A 19,122-nucleotide genomic window follows, 5' to 3' on the forward strand; every position below is an offset into this window, starting at 1 on the left:
CGCCTACCGCAACCGGAGCGCCTTTCGGACCGCGTCCCAGCTGACATATTTGAAGTTCTGCGTGGCGGGGGCGTTGTCTCCGTCCTGCGCTACCAGCAGGCCTCGGGGATAGGCCGCACCGAAATCGCCGAGCATCAGGTCGATGCCATCGGTGTCGCTGGTGCCGTCGATGTCGCCGCTTCCGATCCGAAAACGGCCGACATAGGTGACGCCCGGCAGGCGGTAGAGCGCGTAGGCGTTGTCGCCTTGGCTCGACACGACGAGATTGCCGCCAGTCCTGCCCGACGGTGCGAGCGCGAGGCCTTCGGCGTCGGCGACCAGCGTCTTGCCGTCGACCTTTGCGATCGGCGTTGCAGTGACCGAAGCCGATGGGTCGGCATCGAACCGCCAGAGCCCGACATCCTCTTCCGCGACATAAAGCTGACCGGTGCGATCGTCGACGACGCAGCCTTCCGACTGGGTGCCGAGCTTCATCGAGCGGACCGTGGTGACCTTTGGCGCCGTCCCGGACAGGTCGATCGCGACCTGGTCGATGCGGCCGTCCTTCAGCACGACGAAGCCGAACAACGCCTTGTCGCTGGCACGGGTCCAGAGGCACATGCCGTACGCCTCGCCCGCGCCGACCGGGAAGCGGCCGAGCGGGACGAGCTTTGCCGCCGCGGTGTCGAGCGTGAACAGCGAGACGTGCGCGGTATCGACGTCGGCACGATCGCTCGCGGCTGCGATCACGCGTCCTCCAGATTTGGCCCCGAGATCGCGCAGATCGACGTTGTTGAGGCGCGCGGCGGACGTGAAGCTCAGCCGCTTGCCCGTCAGGCTGTAGACGTGGATGCCGGCCTTCTTGTCGGTGCCGATCACGAGGCTTTTCGACGGATCGGCCGCGTTGCGCCAGATCGCGGGGTCGTCAGCGGCATCGGCCGCGGTATCGACCGGATCGGTCTCCGCGGTTGCAGCGACCATCGGCGCCTCGACCGCCACCGGGGTCGAGGTCGTCGCGCAGCTCGCCAGCAACAACGCCGCAAAGGGAAGCGCCCGCATCAGAACGTCACCCGCACGCCGCCGGTGTAGCGCCGGCCGAACGTCTCATGCTCGATCGTGTACGTCGACGTCCCGACATAACGACGGCCCGGGCCGTTAAGCAGGTTGGCGAAATCGGCGTAGATCTCGAAATTGCCGTTGATCGCGTAGCGGACCGATGCGTCCAGTTCATTGTCCTTCGCCCAGTAGAAATCGCCGCCATCGACGCCGCGGACAGTGTCGCCGACCTTCGCCACCGAGCCGATCGCGTCGAGCCATGCCGAGCGGTTCTGGTACGAGACGCGGGCGGAGAAGCCGTATTTCTCGTAATAGGCGATCAGGTTGTAGATCGCGTCCGATGCACCGGGCAGCGGCACCTTCCGCGACGGGATATCGCCCGTGCCGGGCGTATCCGCGCGGCTCTTGTTGATCGTCGCGTTGAGCTGGATACCGAAGCCGCCCATCCAGTCCGGCAGGCCGAGATCGGCGGTGAAGGGATCGAGCTGCTGCTGAATCGCGCCCTCGATGCCCATGATATAGCCCTTGCCGCCGTTCAGGACGGTCGAGAACTGATATTGCGAGCGATCGCTGCCGCCGCTGTTGAGGATATTGCTGCCGAAGGTCTGCACCGAATCGAACAGGACGTTGGTGACGTCCTTGTAATAGGCGCCGATCGACAGGAAGCCGCGCGGCATGGTGTAATATTCGACATAGGCGTCGACGCCCTTGGCCTTTTCGGGCTTCGCGTCGGGATTGCCGCCGGACACGGTCAGGTTCGCGTCGTTATAGGTCAGGTTCGGGCGCAGCTGATCGTAATCGGGCCGCGCGGCACCGGTGTTGAACGACAGGCGCGCCTTCATCCGGTCGTTGACGTCCCAGTTCAGATGGAGGCTCGGATAGACGAGCGTCTGGCTCGATTTCGCCTCGACCGGCGTCGCCACGCTGGTCGCCGCGTCGATCGAGAAGGCGCGCGCGTCGTTGCGGATATGCTCGACGCGGGCGCCGCCGACGATGCTGCCCCAGTTGGTCGTCGTGGTGGCCATCGCATAGGCCGAATAGACCCGCTCGCCGACCTCGTAGAAATTGGCGTCGACCGGCTGGTAGCTGGCGACGCTCCTGGCCTGATCGACCAGCCCGAGCACCTTGTCGCGGTTGAAATACTGGAAGGTGTAGCCGAGCGGGATCTCGCCCTGAAACCCGCCGGGCTTGGCGATCGCGGCATAGTTGGTGGAGATCCCCGCGGCGGCGAACTGTGCGGCGCTGTTGATGTCGAGCAGATTCTCGTTCGCGGTCTTGGTGCGATCGTCATAGCGGACGCCGGCGGTGAACACCGTCTGCGCGCCGAACAGCGACGCCTCGCGGCTGATGTCGAGCTTGGCGGTGTAGGCCTCGGTCACGTCCTGCGCCTTCAGCGAGCGGAGGCGGGTCAGCGACGTCGGGAAATCCTCGATCGCGGTCACCTGTGCCCCGCGGGAGAACGTCCCGTCGGCGTTGCGGATCGTGCGGAACAGCTGGACCTTGGCAAGCTGCGGATCGGTCAGGTCGTAGCCGACGGTGAGCCGGTTGGTGGCGTTCGCGAAGCTCGGGCTCTCGTAGTTCAGTTGCGCCGGCTGCGTCCGGTCGTCGATCGAGCGGGTGAAGTTGCCGCGCCATGCGACCTTCCACTCGCCGAGTTCGTGATCGCCGCCGATCGTGTTGGTGAACACCGACTGCTTGTATTTGCGCACCGTGAAGTTCGCGTTGAGATCGACGCCGTAGACAGTGCCGAGCAGCGGCGTGTTGCCGGTGCAGACGTCGGCATAGCCCGTCGTACCGGACGCGGGCCGGGCATTGACGTTGCAGGCGGCGCTGCCGGTCGGCGCACGCGACTGCTGGTCGTCGAGATCGAAGATGTAGTTGTTACGCTGCTCGTCGTCCGCGAACGCCGAGTAGATCGTCTCCGCGAACAGCTTGTGGCCGGGAGCCGGGCGCCAGTCGAGCCGGGTCGACAGCGAGTAGTTCTTGCGTGTCAGGCGATACAGCTTGTTCTCGGTCTCGCGCGCCCAGTTGCGCGTCTGATAGCCGGGGCGCTTGTCTTCCTTGACGGCTTCGAAATCGGTCTCGAAATTGTCGGTGACCATGCCGCGGCGATACAGGCTGGCGGACGACACGATGCCGAATTCGCCGATGCCGGTGTCGATCCGGTCGGAGATGACGAGCGAACCCTCATATTCGGTCTTCTTGCCGAGTTCGACATGGCCGAGGCCGCCCTTGGCCTGCACCTTCATGCCCGGATAATCGAATGCCGAACGCGTGATGATGTCGACATTGCCGGCGATCGTCTCGCCGGTCATGTCGGGGGTGACGGCCTTGCGCACGACGATCTGCGAGGCGATCGCCGAGGGGATGGAGTCGAAGCGCGCGTCGCGGCCTTCGGGGCTGACGACGTTGATGCCGTCGATCGACAGCGTGGTCCAGTTGATCGGGGCGCCGCGCAGCGTGATGTAGCGCGCCTGGCCCTGGTCGCGCTGGACGCCGACGCCGGGAAGGCGGCTGACCGCCTGTGCGACGTTCTGATCGGGCAGGCGACCGATCGAGTCCGATGCGATGACGGAGACGAGCGAGGGGCTGGTGCGCTGGATCTGGAGCGCGGCGGCTTCGGATTCCGCGATCGGGCGCGAGCCTGACACGACGATTTCTGCGCCCTCCCCTGCGGTTTCGCCCGTGCCGGTGGTCATCGCGACGTCGAGCGTCACCGGGGCGTCGGCGACCGTCACGGTTCGGCGTGCATCGGGAAAGCCGACATAGCGTATCACGAGCTCGTGCGTACCGGCGGGAACGCCGACCAGCGAGAAGCGTCCGGTGCGATCGACCACGGTCGACAGGTCGAGTGCGGGGATCGAGACCGATGCACCATCGAGATACTCGCCGCTGCCCGCCTGGGACACAGTGCCGGTGATCGCGCCGGGCGCGCGCGGTGCACCGACCGGTGTCGCTGCGTCGGGACGCGCATGGGCGCTCGCAACGGTCAGCGGGCTCAGCGCACAGCCGGCGAGCAGCGCATGCGCGACGACGCGACCGCGAACGCGGTTCGACAGGTTCGATTTCATGGTATTCCCCCGGATGGTCCCGACTTCTTCAGCCGGCTTAGGAGGCGCGGTAGCGGTCGCGCATGGCAGCGCCGTTACGCCAGCGTGACAGCGCAGTGACAGCCGCGTCGGCAGCAACCTTATCGTGCGATCGCGCCGAATATCCCACATTAAACCAACGTTAAAAACGCCGGACACGCGATTCTTATATTCGTAACGGACGTGCCACGACCGCCGCTTATCGCGCCCCTCAAGGCAAACACTGCCGAAAAAGGGAACCCCTCGATGTTGAATTCAGCAAGCCTGCGCTTGCGGCTGCTGGCCGGCGCCGCCCTGACGGTCGCGATCGCGTCGCCCGCCTTCGCCGCCGCAGCCACGCCGACTGCCACCAAGGACACCGCGCCGGCCACGACCACTGTCGCCGCCACCGATCTCACGCCCACCGATCCCGCTGCGGCAGACCCTGCCGACCAGACGGGTCTGGGCGAGATCGTCGTGACCGCGACCAAGCGCGAGACCAATCTCCAGAAGACGCCGATCGCGATCAGCGTGCTCAGCAGCCAGGCGCTGACCGATCGCCATGTGCAGAGCCTGTACGATCTCGCCGACGGCGCCGTGCCGTCGTTGCGGGTCGCGACCTTCGAAGCGCGCCAGTCCGCGCTGACGATCGGCATCCGCGGCATCGTGCCGCTCGACGCCAACCAGCCCGCACGCGAGCAGGGCGTCGGCGTCTATATCGACGGCGTCTATCTTGGCCGCCAGCACGGCCTGAACGCAGCATTGTTCGACGTCGACCGGATCGAGGTCCTCAAGGGCCCGCAGGGCACGCTGTTCGGTCGCAATACCGAAGGCGGCGCACTGAGCATCGTCACCAAGGGCCCGAGCGGCAAATGGGGCGGCAGCGCGACCGGCGGGATCGCGAACTATGGCAGCTATAACGGCGCGCTGCATCTCGACCTGCCCGAAACCTACGGCGTTTCGCTGAAGCTCGACGGCGTCATCCAGCATCAGGACGCGACCACCAAGAACCCGCTCGAAGGCCAGACCGGCTTCAACTATTATCATCGCCGTGGCTTCAAGGCGACCGCACGGGTCCACCCGATCTCGGGCATGACCGCCGATTTCAGCTACGATAACGGCTACGACTCGAACAGCCCGTTCTACAGCCAGCTGCTCAACGTGAACCCCAATGGCTGCAAGGCGGGTGCGCAGTCTGCATCGTCCGCCTGTGCCCTACCCGGCACCAACTACACGACGCTCACCGGCAGCGTGAAGCCGCTGCCGAGCCAGGTCGTGGTCAACGGCACCAGCCGCGCAAAGGTCGCCGACATCGGCGTGCCGCAGCAGCCCAGCGTCGACAAGACGCACGGCTTCACCTCGAACATCCGTTGGGATGTCGCACCCGAGATCGAACTCCGCTCGATCACCGCATGGCGCGGCGTGAATGCGACCCAGTACGACAACAGCGGCGGCTATCACCGCGTGCCCGTCGTCGCAGCAGGCTGCACCGGCACCGCGTGCAACTTCAGCCGCTACAGCCTCGCCGACCTGCACCAGAACCAGTTCAGCCAGGAATTCCAGGCGGTCGGCACGGTCGGCCAGTTCGACTACGTCGCCGGCCTGTATTACTTCAACGAGCACGTTAGCGACGACGCGGCAACGCCGAACTCACTGGCGTTCGATTCCACGCTGTCGACGATCACCGTGCTCGATCCCTGCACCGGCTCGGGGGGATTCGGCTCGCAGGAGGGTTGCCGCTCGATCGACCGTGCGTCCGAAGTCTGGTCGAAGAGCTATGCCGGCTACGGCCAGGTCACCTGGAACGCGACCGATCGGATCCACCTGACCGCCGGTGGCCGCTACACGCACGACGACAAGAAGGGCGTGCTGCATTATTCGCGCAACTTGAACTACGACACGGCGACCACAGCGCAGCTGACGGCGGCGGGCTACAAGCCGCTCGACGCGAGCTGGAACCGGTTCAATCCGATGGCGACGCTGGCCTATGACGCCAGCGATTCGCTCCATCTCTACGCCAAATACGCGACCGGCTATCGCGCCGGCGGTGCCAGCTCGCGCACCTCGAACTACCAGACGTTCAATCCCGAGGACGTGAAGTCGTACGAGATCGGCGCGAAGACCGATTTCTGGGATCACCGCGCGCGCCTGAACCTGGCCGGCTACATCATGGATCGCAAGAACAGCCAGGTCGACATCAGCTCGATCCAGACCACCTCGACGGGCAGCTTCAACAACCTGGTGACGATCAATGCGCCCGGCATCACCAAGATTCGCGGGATCGAGGCCGACCTGACGTTGCAGCCGGTCACCGGCCTGACGCTGACCGCGGGCTATGCCTATACCTATACCAAGATCCCGCCGGTCCTGATCGAATCGACCGGCGTGTACCAGAACTTCTACATCGTCTTCACGCCGCGCAATGCCGCCAATGGCGCGATCGACTATACGATGCCGATCGGTGACATGGACCTGAAGTTCCACCTCGACGGCAACTACTCACAGGCCACGCAGACCTTCGATCAATATGCGACGAAGAACGACGCGGCGTTCCTCACCAACGCACGCCTTGCGCTGGCAAACATCCGGGTCGGCGGCAGCAACGCGGTGACGATCTCCGCCTGGGTCCGCAACCTGTTCGACAAGCAATATGTGTTCCGCCGCGATCCGTCGAACAGCCTGCCGGGCTCGCCGACGACGAGCACCACGTCGGGCAGCATCAGCAACGTGCTGGGCGACTACGGCAATTTCAACGCGCCGCGCACATACGGCATGGAGGCTTCGGTCAAGTTCTGACCGCGCGATCCTCCCCCGCAAGGGGGAGGTGGCGCCGGAGGCGACGGAGGGGGAGGATACCAAACATAGGTTGTCGCCCCCTCCCCCTCCGTCAGGCTCACGCCTGCCACCTCCCCCTTGCGGGGGAGGATTACTTGTTTGCTCCGTTGCGTGGCAGGCTGAGCGCCACGCGTAACCCGGGATCGGCGTCCTCGAGCGACAACGTGCCGCGGTGCAGGCGGACGATCGCATCGATCAGCGCGAGGCCCAGGCCGTGCCCGACCTCGTGACGGCTGATGTCCAGACGCCCGAACCGGCGAAGCGCCAGTTTGCGCTGGTCGACCGGGATGCCTGGGCCATCGTCGGTCACCGTCAGCATTGTCGCGGCATCGGTCGAGACGACGCCGATCTTGATCCGCGTGCCGGCCGGCGTATGGCGGATCGCGTTCTCGATCAGGTTGACCATCGCCTGGCCCAGCAACTGGCGATCGCCGATTATCCTGGTCGGTGCATCCACGGCGATGTCGAGTTGCTGGCCGCTATCGGCCGCAACCGGCTGCATCATGTCGCCTACCTCCCGAACCAGGTCGGCGAGATCGAACGGCGCGAACGCGGCGCGACGATCGCCACCCCCGATCTCGGCGATCCGCAGCATCGCCGCGAACATCGCGAGCAACTCGTCGCTCATTGCGATCGCAGCCTCCAGATCGTCGCGCTGCGCCTCGGTCTCGGCCCGGCGCAGCGCCAGGGCGAGTTGGCTCCGCAGCCGGGCGAGCGGCGTGCGCAGATCGTGCGCGATGTCGTTGGAGACGTTGCTGATGCTCGCCATCAGTTCGGCGATGCGATCGAGCATCCGGTTGAACGCCATCGCCTGATGCGCGAACTCGCCGCCCGAGGGGTGGATCGGCACGCGTCGCGTCATATCGCCGTCGATGATCGCCTCGACCGTGCGCCGAGTTTCGCCGATCCGCCGGCCGATCGTGACGACGAAGAAGACCATGCCGCCGACCACGATCAGCACGATCGAGCCGAACCCGATCAGGTATATTCGCGTGCGCGCGGCGTTGTAGTCGTCAAACGGCTCGGTCTCGGCGACCGTCGTCAGCGTCATGCCGCCGCCGACGTCGCGGACCAGCGCGCGGCCTGCGGACAGCCCGGCGATCCGATCGTCACGGGCGATCGTCGAGAAGCCGAGCGGCAGGCGGCGCGACAGCGCGATGTTGCCGCCGAGCCGACGTCCGTTCGCATCGACCAGCAGCAGGCCGATATCGCCGGTATCGCGCTCGCGCATCGCTGCGTCGATGCGGCGGAAGACGTCGGCCGGTCGGCGATCGCCCGGCGCGCCTGCGATGGCGTCGTTAACGACGAGGATACGGCGGTCGACCAGCCGCTCAATCGTCTGCAGCGTGATTCCGTGGATCGCGAAACCGGTGCCGATCGTCGCCAGCAGGAACGCCAGCAGGAACGCCAGCGTCAGCGCGCGCAGCGACCGGAACCGCATCAGCCGCGCAACATGTAACCGACGCCGCGCATCGTCACGATCGGATCCTCGCCCCCGGCCGCGGTGAGTTTCACGCGGAGGTGGCGGACATAGACGTCGACGATGTTGGTGGTCGGTGCGAAGTCATACCCCCAGACGCGCTCGACCAGCATCGCGCGGGTCAGCACCGCATCGGCATTGGCGACGAACTCGGCGAGCAGCTTGAACTCGAGCTTGCCGAGGTCGAGCGCGATGCCGTCGCGCCACGCGCGGAATTTGGTCGGGCTGACGACGATGTCGCCCGCGCGGATCGTGTCGGCGCTGCCTCCAGTCCAGCCGCGTCCGCGTACGACGGCGGCAAGGCGCGCGCCGAGTTCGGCGGCGGCGACCGGCTTGACCACGTAATCGTCGGCGCCCGCCTCGAGTCCCTCGACCTTCTCGACTGAGCGGCCGAGCGCGGTGAGCATGATCACCGGCAGCGTCATGTTGCTGCCGCGCAGCCGTTCGAGCACCGTCATGCCGTCGATCCTGGGCAGCATCCGATCAAGCACGACCGCATCGAACGGCGCGCTGTCGACCGCGGCCAGCGCCTCGCGCCCGTCGACCGCGATCGTGACGCAGTGATCGAGCCCGCGTAGTTCCTCCGCCATCGCCTGCGCGAACACCGCATCGTCCTCGACCAGCAACAGGTTCAGGCTCATCATCGTCTCACTCGGCGGGTTCGTACCCTGTTTGGAGCATATGCTATCGGTACCGTAGCATGGGTTCACGCGATGGCGCGATGGCGCGAAGAGAATAGGAGAATGGGTTCGCGCGGAGACGCGTAGACGCGGAGGTGTCGACTACGGGACCAACGGTCCCCCTCCGTCACATATGGCCTGATAGTCATGCGACGATCGTACCGCTCGCAACATCTCCGCGGCTCCGCGCGAACAAATCTTCTTTGCGCCTTCGCGCCTTCGCGTGAATCAACCTTCCTTCGCTAACTCAGGGATCACGGCAGCAGCAGCGTGCTGCCAGAAGTCTCGCCGCTTTCGACCGCGCGGTGCGCGTCGGCGGCGTCTTCGAGGGCGAAGGTCTGGCCGATCTCGGGGGTTATCGCGCCGCTGTCGAGCATCGCGAACAGGCGGGCGATGCCGGCCTGCCTTTCCTCTGGCGTGACGTAGTAATCGAACAGCGTCGGGCGGGTCACGAACAGCGAGCCCTTCCGCGCGAGGATGCCGAGGTTGACGCCGTCGACTACCCCGCCGGCGTTGCCGTAGCTGACGATCAGGCCACGTCGCGCGGCGCTGTCGAGGGATGCCGCCCACGTCGCGCCGCCGACGCCGTCGAGGATGATGGGGACGCCCTCGCCATCGGTGATCTCGCGGACTCGGGTCGCGATATCCTCGGACTTGTGGAGGATGACGTGGTCGGCGCCGGCTTTGCGGGTGCGTGCGGCCTTGTCCTCGCTGCCGACGCTGGCGATGACGGCGGCGCCGGTCGCTTTCAGCCAACCGACGAGGATGTGGCCGACGCCGCCCGCCGCCGCGTGGACGAGGACGGTCTGGCCCGGCTGTACCTGGGCGCAGCGTTCGACGAGGAACTCGGCGGTGGTGCCCTTGAGCAGCATCGCCGCCGCGGTGCGGTCGTCGAGCGTGTCGGGCAGCTTGAACAGCTGGTTCGCGGGCACGTTGCACTCGGTCGCATAGGCGCCGCGCGAGGGGCCGAAGGTGCCGACGCGGTCGCCGGGTGCAAAGTCGGTGACGCCTTCGCCGACCGCCATCACGACGCCCGCCGCCTCGCTGCCGAGGCCCGAGGGCAGGTCGACCGGGTACACGCCGCTGCGATGATAGGTGTCGATATAGTTCAGTCCGACTGCGGTGTTGCGCATCCACACCTCGCCCTTGCCCGGCGGCGGCAGCGTCACGTCGCGCCACTGGATCACCTCGGGGCCGCCGATCTTATCGAAGAATGCCACTCTCGCCATGCCGGCCTCCTGATCAATTTCCGGGTTACCCTACGGCATGCGTTTCGGGTTGCAACCGATCTCCGCCGAGCCCAAACCTTTGCGAGACAAGATGCGGAGAGGCACGATGAAAAGCTATTTGAAGCAGTATATCGATGGCGCGTGGGTCGAGAGCGAAGGCGGCACCGTCTATCAGGTGATCGACCCGTCGACCGAACAGCCGTGTACGGAAATCACGCTCGGCACCGCAGCCGATGTCGACAAGGCGGTGGCCGCGGCCCGTTCGGCGTTCGAGAGCTGGAGCCAGACCAGCGTTCAGGAGCGGCTCGATGTGCTCGGCCGGATCATGACCGAATACAAGGCGCGGATGCCCGATCTAGCCAAGGCGATGTCGCAGGAAATGGGCGCACCGATGGCGCTCGCGTCGATGGCGCAGGCGCCCACCGGCCTCGCGCATTTTTCGGCGACCGCGAAGGCGCTGGCGGCGTTCGAGTTCTCGGAAGTCATCGGCAAGGCGACCGTCGTGCACGAGCCGCTCGGCGTCGTCGCGATGATCACGCCGTGGAACTGGCCGCTAAATCAGATCTGCGCGAAGGTCGCGCCGGCGCTGGCGGCGGGCGACACGATGATCCTGAAACCGTCCGAGGAAGCGCCGTCGTGCGCGGTGATCCTGGCAGAGATCATGGACGCAGCGGGCGTACCGGCGGGGGTGTTCAACCTCGTCAACGGCGATGGTCCGGGGGTTGGCGCAGCTTTGTGTTCGCACCGCGACGTCGACATGGTGAGCTTCACCGGTTCGACGCGCGCCGGCATTGCGGTCGCGCTGGCGGCGGCGCCGACCGTGAAGCGCGTGCATCAGGAGCTTGGCGGCAAGGCGGCGAACCTTGTGTTGGAGGGTTCGGATCTCGCCGCGGTGCTACCGCCGACGGTCGCGGGCGTGCTCGCCAATTCGGGCCAGAGTTGCATCGCGCCGACCCGCCTGCTTGTCCATGCGAGCCAGGTCGCCGAGGCGACCGCGATCGTGAAGTCGATGATGGAGCAGACTACAGTCGGCGATCCCGCCGAGATGGGCCAGCACATCGGCCCGGTCGTCAACAAGGCGCAGTTCGACAAGATCCAGGGGCTGATCCAGTCCGCGATCGACGAAGGCGCGACGCTGGTGACCGGCGGTGTGGGTCGGCCGGACGGGCGCAACGCCGGGTTCTACATCCAGCCAACGTTGTTCACCGACGTGCGGCCAGACATGCGGATCGCGCAGGAGGAGACGTTCGGGCCGGTCGCGACGATTACGTCGTATCAGGATCAGGACGAAGGCATCCGCATCGCCAACGCCACCGAATATGGTCTGTCGGCGACGATCTCCGGCGATCCGACCGCGGCGGCAAAGGTCGCGCCTAGGTTGCGCGCGGGGCTGGTCACGATCAACTCGTGGAGCCCGGACATCGGCGCGCCGTTCGGAGGGTATAAGCAGTCAGGAAACGGCCGCGAGAACGGGCGGTACGGCCTGACCGACTTCATGGAGGTGAAGACGATCACCGGTCTGCCGGGTGATGTGCGCGAGGCAAGCCGGCGGAAGCCGGGGCCTGACCCTGCAACCCTCCGTCATCCTGACGAAAGTCAGGATCCAGAGCCGATAGGACGGCGCGCGTAACTCTGGATCCTGACTTTCGTCAGGATGACGGGTGACTCAATGCATCGGCCACACCGCGACGATCAGCGGGGTGCCTACCAGCAACACCAGCAGCGACAACGGCGCGCCCAGCCTCGCGTAATCGCTGAACCTGTACCCGCCCGGGCCCATCACCAGCGTGTTGCACTGGTGCCCGATCGGCGTCAGGAAATCGCACCCCGCCCCGACCGCCGTCGCCATCAGGAACGCCTCCGGCCGAAACCCCAGATCGCCGGCGAACGTCGCGGCGATCGGCGCCATCACCAGCACGGTCGCGGCGTTGTTGAGGAACGGCGTCACCGCCATCGCCGCGGCCAGGATCAGCGCGACCGCGCCCCAGGGCGGCAAGGTTGCCGCGGTCGACGACAGCCATGTCGCGATCACCTCCGACGCGCCGGTCGTGCGCAGCGAATCGCTGACCGGGATCAACGCGCCGAGCATGATGAGAATCGGCCATTCGACATGGTCATACGCCTCCCGCACCGGCAACACACCGGTCGCCATGATCAGTCCAGCGGCGGCGAAGAACGCGACTGCGACGGGCACGAACCCCAATGCGGTTGCGCTCATCGCCACCGCGAGAATGGCGATCGGCAACCAGCTCCGCTTTGACACGCCGAGCCGCATCTCGCGCTGCGCCAGGGGCAAACAGCCGAGATCGCGCAGCTTGCTCGGCAGTTGCTCCAGCGGACCCTGCAACACCAGCACGTCGCCAGCGCGGAGTTCGGTGTTGGCGAGGCGCCGAGAGAGATGCTCGCCCTGCCGTGAGATCGCGATCAGGTTGACGCCGTGTCGCGCCTGCAACGCGAGCCTCGCAGCGGTGCGCCCGACGAGCTGAGAGCCGACGTTGATCACCGCCTCGATCACGCCGACCTCATCGTCGTCGTCCTCGTCCGCCTTCTCGCGGTCCTCGCCCTCCAGCTTCAACCGATCGCGCGCGATGACGCGTTCGAGCGCGTCGGGATCGCCGCCGAGGATCAGCGTGTCGCCGGCGCGCAGATGCGTGTGGTCGTGCGGTGCGCTGCGCATGCCGGCGCGGAGGATGCGGGTAATCGTCACCTCGTGGTCGTGGCGATCGAGGAACGCGTCGACCGTATCGTCGACCGCGGGAGACCCCTCCGGGATCATCGCCTCGGTCACATAGCCCTTGATGTCGAGCGCCTCGCCCATCGTCGGTGCCGCCCGCCGATCGCGCGGCAGTAGCCGGTACGCGAAGCGCAGATAGACCAGCCCCATCAGCGTCAGCCCGAGCCCAACCGGCGCATAGTCGAACATCCCGAACGGGTGCCCGGTCATCTGTTCGCGGACGCGGCTGACGATGATGTTGGGCGACGTGCCGACCAGCGTGATCAGCCCGCCGAGCAAAGATGCGGACGCCATCGGCATCAGGAAGACAGAGGGTGAGGTGTTGTTCTTCTTCGCCATCTGGAACGCCGCGGGCATCAACATCGCCAGCGCGCCGATATTCTTGACCAGCGCGGAGGCGAACCCCACCGACGCGGTCAGCAGCAGCAATTGCGAGCGGACCCGCGTCACGCGCTTGGCGAATTTGGCGAGCGCGCGTTCGATGATCCCCGAGCGCTGCACCGCCGCCGAGATCACCAGCGCCGAGCCGACGATGATGACGATGTCGTCGGAAAAGCCCTTGAACGCCTCCTTCGGGCTGACGATGCCGAGCGCGATGCTGGCGAGCAGCGCGAGGATCGCGGTGACGTCGTAGCGGAATCTGCCCCAGATGAAGAGCGCCATCATGCCGATCAGCGTGGCGATCGAGAGATATTGGGGAACGGTCATCGGGTCTCCGTATGTGGACCCATGATAAGCGCGGGCTCGCGGCGGTTGTTCCGCGCGCGAGCCCGGACCTTAGTCGAGGTTAGGACGAAGCCAGCGTTCCGCGGTCTTCAGATCCGCGCCGCGCCGGGCGGCGTAGTCCTCGAGCTGGTCGCGACCGACGCGCGCGACGCCGAAATACTCGGCCTGCGGGTGGCCGAAATAGAAACCCGAGACAGCGGCGGTCGGGAACATCGCGAAGCTCTCGGTCAGTTCCAGCCCGGTCGCGGTCGGCGCGTCGAGCAGGTCGAACAGGATCGGCTTGAGGCTGTGATCCGGGCAGGCAGGATAGCCCGGTGCGGGGCGGATGCCGCGATACTGTTCCTTGATCAGCGCGTCGTTGGTGAGCTGTTCCTCGGGCGCATAGCCCCAGAGTTCCTGGCGGACGTGCTTGTGGAGGCGTTCGGCGAAGGCTTCGGCGAAGCGGTCGGCGAGCGCCTTGAGCAGGATGTCGTTGTAATCGTCATGCCCGGCCTTGAAGCGCGCGATATGCTCGTCGATGCCGTGGATGCCGACCGCGAATCCGCCGAACCAGTCGTCCTGGGTGTCGACGAAGTCGGCGAGGCACATGTTGGCGCGGCCCTCGCGCTTGGCGATCTGCTGGCGAAGCATGGGGAGACGGACCTCTTCCTGCTCCCTCTCCTCTGCGGGGAGAGGGTTGGGGCGAGGGACTGTTCCAGGTGTTGCGCTGCTTGGCTGCCCCTCACCCCAGCCCTCTCCCCGCAGGGGAGAGGGAGCAGTAACCACCACGTCATCGCCCTCGCGGCGTGCCGGCCACAGCCCCGCGACCCCGCGCGGGGTCAGCCACTTTTCCGCGATGATCGTGTCGAGCATCGCCTGCGCATCCGCGTACAGCGCACTCGCACTTTCCCCCACGACCTCATCGGTCAGGATCGCCGGGAAATTCCCCGCCAGCTCCCACGCGCGGAAGAACGGCGTCCAGTCGATATAGTCGCGCAGATCGGTCAGGTCCCAGTCCGCGAATACGTGCACGCCGGGTTTCACGGGCGCAGCCGGCTTCAACGAAAAGTCCGCCACGAACTTACGCTCCCGCGCGGTAGCCAGCGGCAGCAATTCACTCTGCCCCTTGTTCGCGCGCGAAATGCGTACCGCCTCATACTCGTCCGCGGTCTTCGTCACGAACTCATCGCGGATCGTGTCTGACACCAACGTCGACGCGACACCCACCGCGCGGCTCGCATCAAGCACGTGCACTACCGGACCGTCGTATGCGGGCGCGATCCGCAGCGCGGTGTGGACCTTCGAGGTCGTCGCGCCGCCGATCAGCAGTGGCATCGTCATGCCCGCCCGCTTCATCTCCTCGGCGACCGTCACCATCTCGTCGAGGCTCGGCGTGATCAGCCCGCTGAGGCCGATCATGTCCGCGTCGTTCTCGTTGGCGGCCTCGAGGATCTTCGACCACGGCACCATCACACCGAGATCGACCACGTCGAAGCCGTTGCACTGGAGCACCACGCCGACGATGTTCTTGCCGATATCATGCACGTCGCCCTTGACGGTCGCCATGATGATCTTGCCCTTGCCGCGCGCGCCGGGTTCCTTGGCCGCCTCGATGTACGGCAGCAGATGCGCGACCGCCTTTTTCATCACGCGCGCAGACTTGACGACCTGCGGCAGGAACATCTTGCCCGATCCGAACAGGTCGCCGACCACGTTCATGCCGTCCATCAGGGGGCCTTCGATCACCTCGATCGGGCGGCCGCCATTGCCCGCGATGATAAGACGCGCTTCCTCGGTATCTTCGACGACGTGGAGGTCGATACCCTTGACCAGCGCATATTCGAGCCGCTTGTTAACGCCGAGCGAGCGCCATTCCGCCGCCGCCTTCTCGGCGACGACGTCGGTGCCGCGATAGCGTTCGGCGAGCTCGACGAGACGGTCGCCCGCCTCGGAATCCTTGTTGAGCACGACGTCCTCGACCGCCTGGCGCAGTTCGGGATCGATGTCGTCGTAGATGTCGAGCTGGCCGGCGTTGACGATCGCCATGTCCATGCCCGCGGGGATAGCATAGTACAGGAACACGCTGTGCATCGCGCGGCGGACCGGCTCGTTGCCGCGGAACGAGAAGCTGAAGTTCGAGAGCCCGCCCGAGATATGGACGTGCGGGCAGCGTGCCTTGATCTCCTTGCACGCCTCGATGAAGTCGACGCCGTAGTTGTTGTGCTCCTCGATCCCCGTCGCGACCGCGAACACGTTGGGATCGAAGATGATGTCCTCGGGCGGGAAGCCGATCCCGACGAGCAGCTTGTACGCGCGCTCGCAGATCTCGACTTTCCGATCCTTGGTGTCGGCCTGCCCGACCTCGTCGAACGCCATCACGACCACCGCCGCGCCGTACGCCATACACTTGCGCGCTTGGGCGAGGAACTGCTCCTCGCCCTCCTTCATGCTGATCGAATTGACGATCGGCTTGCCGCTGACGCACTTCAGCCCGGCCTCGATCACGCTCCATTTCGAGCTGTCGACCATGAACGGGATGCGCGCGATGTCGGGTTCGGCGGCGATCAGCTTGAGGAACGTCGTCATCGCGTGGTGCGCGTCGAGCAGCCCCTCGTCCATGTTGACGTCGAGCACCTGCGCGCCGCTCTCGACCTGCTGCCGCGCGACCTCAACCGCGGCGGGATAGTCGCCCGCCATGATCAGCTTCTTGAAGCGCGCCGAGCCGGTGACGTTGGTGCGTTCGCCGATGTTGACGAAGGAGGTGGAGGAGGTGGTCGTGGTCATCGGTTCATTTCTTCTAGCCCCCTCTCCCCTGCGGGGAGAGGGTTGGGGTGAGGGGTAGTTCCGGGCGGTAGCGCTCGTGGCGGGGGGGGCCCCCCCCCCCCCCCCCCCCCCCCCCCCCGCGGCGGGGGGGGGGGGGGCGCCCCCCCCCCCCCCCCCCCCCGCCCTCCATGGTACGCGACGATACTGGCGCGAACGATTTCGATGCCGCGCGACGCTGATAGCGCGAGCCCACCCCCGGCCCCTCCCGCTTGCGGGAGGGGGAGCAGTTGTCAGTCTGCGCGCCTTACGTAGGTCTGCTCGTAGACATCGACGACGATCCGCGTGCCGGCGCCGATATGCGGCGGCACCATCACGCGGACGCCGTTCTCGAGCACGGCAGGCTTGTAGCTCGACGACGCAGTCTGCCCCTTCACGACGGCATCCGCCTCGACGATCAGCGCCTCGATCGTGTCGGGCAGCTGGACCGAGATCGGCCGCTCTTCCCAGAGCTCCATCACCACGTCCATGCCGTCCTGCAGGAACGCCGCGGCGTCGCCCAAAATGTCGGCGTCCAGCGAGATCTGCTCGTAGTTCACCTTGTCCATGAAGGTGAGCATGTCGCCTTCGCGAAACAGGAACTGGAAGTCGACGGTCTCCAGCCGGACCTTCTCGACGCTCTCGGCGGAGCGGAAACGGACGTTGTTCTTGCGGCCGTCGATGAGGTTCTTCATCTCGACCTGCATATAGGCACCGCCCTTGCCGGGCTGGGTGTGCTGAATCTTGACGGCGCGCCAGATGCCGCCCTCATATTCAAGAATGTTGCCGGGACGAATCTCGACCGCGTTGATCTTCATGACCGATTCCTGCTGGAAAGAGCTAGGGGCCGTCCGCGAAGCATGGCCCTTAAGGCATGGCTCTGCTGAAACCCGAAGCGGCGGGCTTTAGCGGGGCGACCCGGTTCCGGCAAGCATCGGGTACGGGTTCACGTTCTCGCCTTGATACCAGCGCTCGCCCGGCTGCATCCGCGTCAGCCCGAAATGCAGGTGGTAATTGCCCGCGCCCGCATCGCCGGTATCGCCGACATAGCCGAGCAGATCGCCGGTCTTGACCGCCATCCCCTCGCGGATACCCGCCGCATATCCGGCGAGATGCGCGTAATAATAAGTCCAGCGTCGATCGGGTGAGCGAACGTACAGCGTGATGCCGCCGAGCCCGCTCTGGAACAGCTTCTCGATCCGGCCCGGTGCCGCCGCGACAACCGGGGTGCCGCCCGGCGCCATGAGGTCCGTCCCGTGGTGGCCGCGCAGCCCCCCGCCTCGCGCATCGTTCCAGCTATCCGCGATGGCCTTGCGCGGAACGCCGGCCACCGGGACGGCCAGCGCGCCCGGCGTCACGGGGGCCGCAACGACCTCGGCAGGGGGCGCGGGCTTGCGCCAGGGCACGTGCCGCTCGATGCCGCCACCGCTACTGCCGAACGACAGCATCGACGCGAACCCGCCGGCGACGACCACGATCAGCCCGAGAATGATCCAGAACGTCCGCGTCATTGCCTTACGCCTGGAAAACTGCCTTGGTCCCCGGCTTGATCATCATCGACAGCCGCGCCGCGTCCCAGTTGGTCAGGCGAATGCAGCCATGGCTCTCCGCGCGCCCGATGGTCTCGGGGTTGGGCGTACCGTGGATGCCGTAGTGCTCTTTGGACAGGTCCATCCAGACGACCCCGACCGGACCGTTCGGCCCGGGAGGCAGCATCTCCTTCTGCTGGCCCTTCTTGGCATCCCAGAACAGCGCCGGGTTGAAGTGGAATTTTGGATTGTAATCGGAGCCCTTGATCGTCCACGTGCCGAGCGGCAGCGGGTCATGGCTCGACCCCATCGTCGCGGAGAACTGCGCGATCAGCTTGTCGTTCGCATCGAGCACGCGCAGCACGCCATCGGACTTGTCGACGACGACATGATCCGCCTGCGGCTGCTTCGCATCGACGTTCAGCATGTTGAGGGTTGCCCGCCATTCGGGGGTGAATTTCGCATCATAGGCGCGCGACGTCGGCAGCGCGTTCGGGAACACGACCTTCGTGCCGGGCGTCAGCATCGTCGTCGGCGAGTTCAGCGCCATAATGACCGCGGGCGTGGTGTGAAACATCTCGCCCAGCTTCTCCATGACCGAGCGATAGCCGATCGTGGAGAGCTCGGCCTGCTTCGCCGGATCCTTCGGCAGCGGATTGATGTACGGGCCGGCAAGCATCTGCGGCGTCAACGCGACCGTCACTGTCGGACGCGCCGCGCGGTACGGGTACAGCGCCTGCAACGTCCGCGCATCGGACTTGCCGGTGATCGGCAGGCCCTTCGCCTCTTGGAACCCCTTCAACGCAGCGACCAGCGACTGTCCGCCACGCCCGTCGAGCACGCCCGGCCCGAAGCCGAGATGATCGAGGATCACCTGCACGTGGAGGATGTTGCGGTCGATCGGTACGGACTTTGCCGGGGCCGTCTGCGCAAGCGCTGGCGACGCCAAGCCGAACAGACCCGCTACAAGAACCGAAGCCTTAACAAATACCGTCATGCCCGTCATCCCAAACCGTTACGCTTCTGCA

Annotated in this window: 12 protein-coding genes; 2 read left to right on the forward strand and 10 right to left on the reverse strand. The window is 66.1% G+C overall.

Annotation, left to right across the window (positions count from 1 at the left end):
• Positions 1-3: 3 nt before the first annotated feature.
• Together H8S47_RS02330 and H8S47_RS02335 are read right to left on the reverse strand one after the other, a co-directional pair.
• Positions 4-1,038: a phytase gene (locus H8S47_RS02330; RefSeq protein ID WP_187502327.1), complete on the reverse strand. Its 1,035-nt coding sequence runs from the start codon at positions 1,036-1,038 to the stop codon at positions 4-6.
• Complete coding sequence (locus H8S47_RS02335) at positions 1,038-4,106, reverse strand: TonB-dependent receptor (RefSeq protein ID WP_187502328.1); 3,069 nt, start codon at positions 4,104-4,106, stop codon at positions 1,038-1,040. The genes H8S47_RS02330 and H8S47_RS02335 overlap by 1 nt, the downstream gene beginning before the upstream one ends.
• Positions 4,107-4,370: 264 nt before the next feature.
• Between H8S47_RS02335 and H8S47_RS02340 the strand changes: the two genes are divergently transcribed.
• On the forward strand, positions 4,371-6,899 hold the full coding sequence (locus tag H8S47_RS02340; protein ID WP_187502329.1) for a TonB-dependent receptor: 2,529 nt from the start codon (positions 4,371-4,373) through the stop codon (positions 6,897-6,899).
• Positions 6,900-7,029: 130 nt separating this feature from the next.
• Here H8S47_RS02340 and H8S47_RS02345 read toward each other — a convergent pair whose 3' ends face one another.
• From H8S47_RS02345 to H8S47_RS02355, 3 genes are all read right to left on the reverse strand, one after another.
• A complete protein-coding gene (locus H8S47_RS02345) occupies positions 7,030-8,379 on the reverse strand; it encodes a sensor histidine kinase (RefSeq protein WP_187502330.1) in 1,350 nt (449 codons plus the stop codon).
• Positions 8,379-9,059: a response regulator transcription factor gene (locus H8S47_RS02350; RefSeq protein ID WP_187502331.1), complete on the reverse strand. Its 681-nt coding sequence runs from the start codon at positions 9,057-9,059 to the stop codon at positions 8,379-8,381. The genes H8S47_RS02345 and H8S47_RS02350 overlap by 1 nt, the downstream gene beginning before the upstream one ends.
• A 293-nt stretch (positions 9,060-9,352) precedes the next feature.
• Positions 9,353-10,327: a quinone oxidoreductase family protein gene (locus tag H8S47_RS02355; RefSeq protein ID WP_187502332.1), complete on the reverse strand. Its 975-nt coding sequence runs from the start codon at positions 10,325-10,327 to the stop codon at positions 9,353-9,355.
• Positions 10,328-10,433: 106 nt separating this feature from the next.
• Between H8S47_RS02355 and H8S47_RS02360 the strand changes: the two genes are divergently transcribed.
• Complete coding sequence (locus tag H8S47_RS02360) at positions 10,434-11,957, forward strand: aldehyde dehydrogenase family protein (protein ID WP_187502333.1); 1,524 nt, start codon at positions 10,434-10,436, stop codon at positions 11,955-11,957.
• Between the two features lie 36 nt (positions 11,958-11,993).
• Here the strand turns inward: H8S47_RS02360 and H8S47_RS02365 are convergent, their stop codons facing one another.
• The 5 genes from H8S47_RS02365 to H8S47_RS02385 all read right to left on the reverse strand — a co-directional run bounded on the left by H8S47_RS02365 (position 11,994) and on the right by H8S47_RS02385 (position 19,091).
• The gene (locus tag H8S47_RS02365) at positions 11,994-13,769 is read right to left on the reverse strand and encodes an SLC13 family permease (protein ID WP_187502334.1); all 1,776 of its coding nucleotides are present in this window, start codon (positions 13,767-13,769) and stop codon (positions 11,994-11,996) included.
• Between the two features lie 69 nt (positions 13,770-13,838).
• Positions 13,839-16,550: a methionine synthase gene (gene metH / locus H8S47_RS02370; protein ID WP_187502335.1), complete on the reverse strand. Its 2,712-nt coding sequence runs from the start codon at positions 16,548-16,550 to the stop codon at positions 13,839-13,841.
• A 269-nt stretch (positions 16,551-16,819) separates the two neighbouring features.
• Complete coding sequence (efp, locus tag H8S47_RS02375; RefSeq protein ID WP_187502336.1) at positions 16,820-17,383, reverse strand: elongation factor P; 564 nt, start codon at positions 17,381-17,383, stop codon at positions 16,820-16,822.
• An 87-nt stretch (positions 17,384-17,470) separates the two neighbouring features.
• On the reverse strand, positions 17,471-18,076 hold the full coding sequence (locus tag H8S47_RS02380; protein WP_187502337.1) for a M23 family metallopeptidase: 606 nt from the start codon (positions 18,074-18,076) through the stop codon (positions 17,471-17,473).
• A 4-nt stretch (positions 18,077-18,080) separates the two neighbouring features.
• Positions 18,081-19,091 (reverse strand): L,D-transpeptidase family protein, encoded by a 1,011-nt coding sequence (locus H8S47_RS02385; protein WP_187502338.1) that lies wholly within the window; start codon positions 19,089-19,091, stop codon positions 18,081-18,083.
• Between the last annotated feature and the right edge of the window lie 31 nt (positions 19,092-19,122).

The sequence above is a fragment of the Sphingomonas albertensis genome (genome assembly GCF_014358075.1).
Lineage (GTDB): Bacteria > Pseudomonadota > Alphaproteobacteria > Sphingomonadales > Sphingomonadaceae > Sphingomonas > Sphingomonas albertensis.

Coding starts and splice junctions, on each gene's coding strand:
- H8S47_RS02340 (WP_187502329.1), top strand. CDS start 4,371: ATGTTGAATTCAGCAAGCCTGCGCTTGCGGCTGCTGGCCGGCGCCGCC.
- H8S47_RS02330 (WP_187502327.1), bottom strand. CDS start 1,038: ATGCGGGCGCTTCCCTTTGCGGCGTTGTTGCTGGCGAGCTGCGCGACG.
- H8S47_RS02350 (WP_187502331.1), bottom strand. CDS start 9,059: ATGAGCCTGAACCTGTTGCTGGTCGAGGACGATGCGGTGTTCGCGCAG.
- H8S47_RS02385 (WP_187502338.1), bottom strand. CDS start 19,091: ATGACGGTATTTGTTAAGGCTTCGGTTCTTGTAGCGGGTCTGTTCGGC.
- H8S47_RS02360 (WP_187502333.1), top strand. CDS start 10,434: ATGAAAAGCTATTTGAAGCAGTATATCGATGGCGCGTGGGTCGAGAGC.
- H8S47_RS02365 (WP_187502334.1), bottom strand. CDS start 13,769: ATGACCGTTCCCCAATATCTCTCGATCGCCACGCTGATCGGCATGATG.
- H8S47_RS02345 (WP_187502330.1), bottom strand. CDS start 8,379: ATGCGGTTCCGGTCGCTGCGCGCGCTGACGCTGGCGTTCCTGCTGGCG.
- metH (WP_187502335.1), bottom strand. CDS start 16,550: ATGACCACGACCACCTCCTCCACCTCCTTCGTCAACATCGGCGAACGC.
- H8S47_RS02380 (WP_187502337.1), bottom strand. CDS start 18,076: ATGACGCGGACGTTCTGGATCATTCTCGGGCTGATCGTGGTCGTCGCC.
- H8S47_RS02335 (WP_187502328.1), bottom strand. CDS start 4,106: ATGAAATCGAACCTGTCGAACCGCGTTCGCGGTCGCGTCGTCGCGCAT.
- H8S47_RS02355 (WP_187502332.1), bottom strand. CDS start 10,327: ATGGCGAGAGTGGCATTCTTCGATAAGATCGGCGGCCCCGAGGTGATC.
- efp (WP_187502336.1), bottom strand. CDS start 17,383: ATGAAGATCAACGCGGTCGAGATTCGTCCCGGCAACATTCTTGAATAT.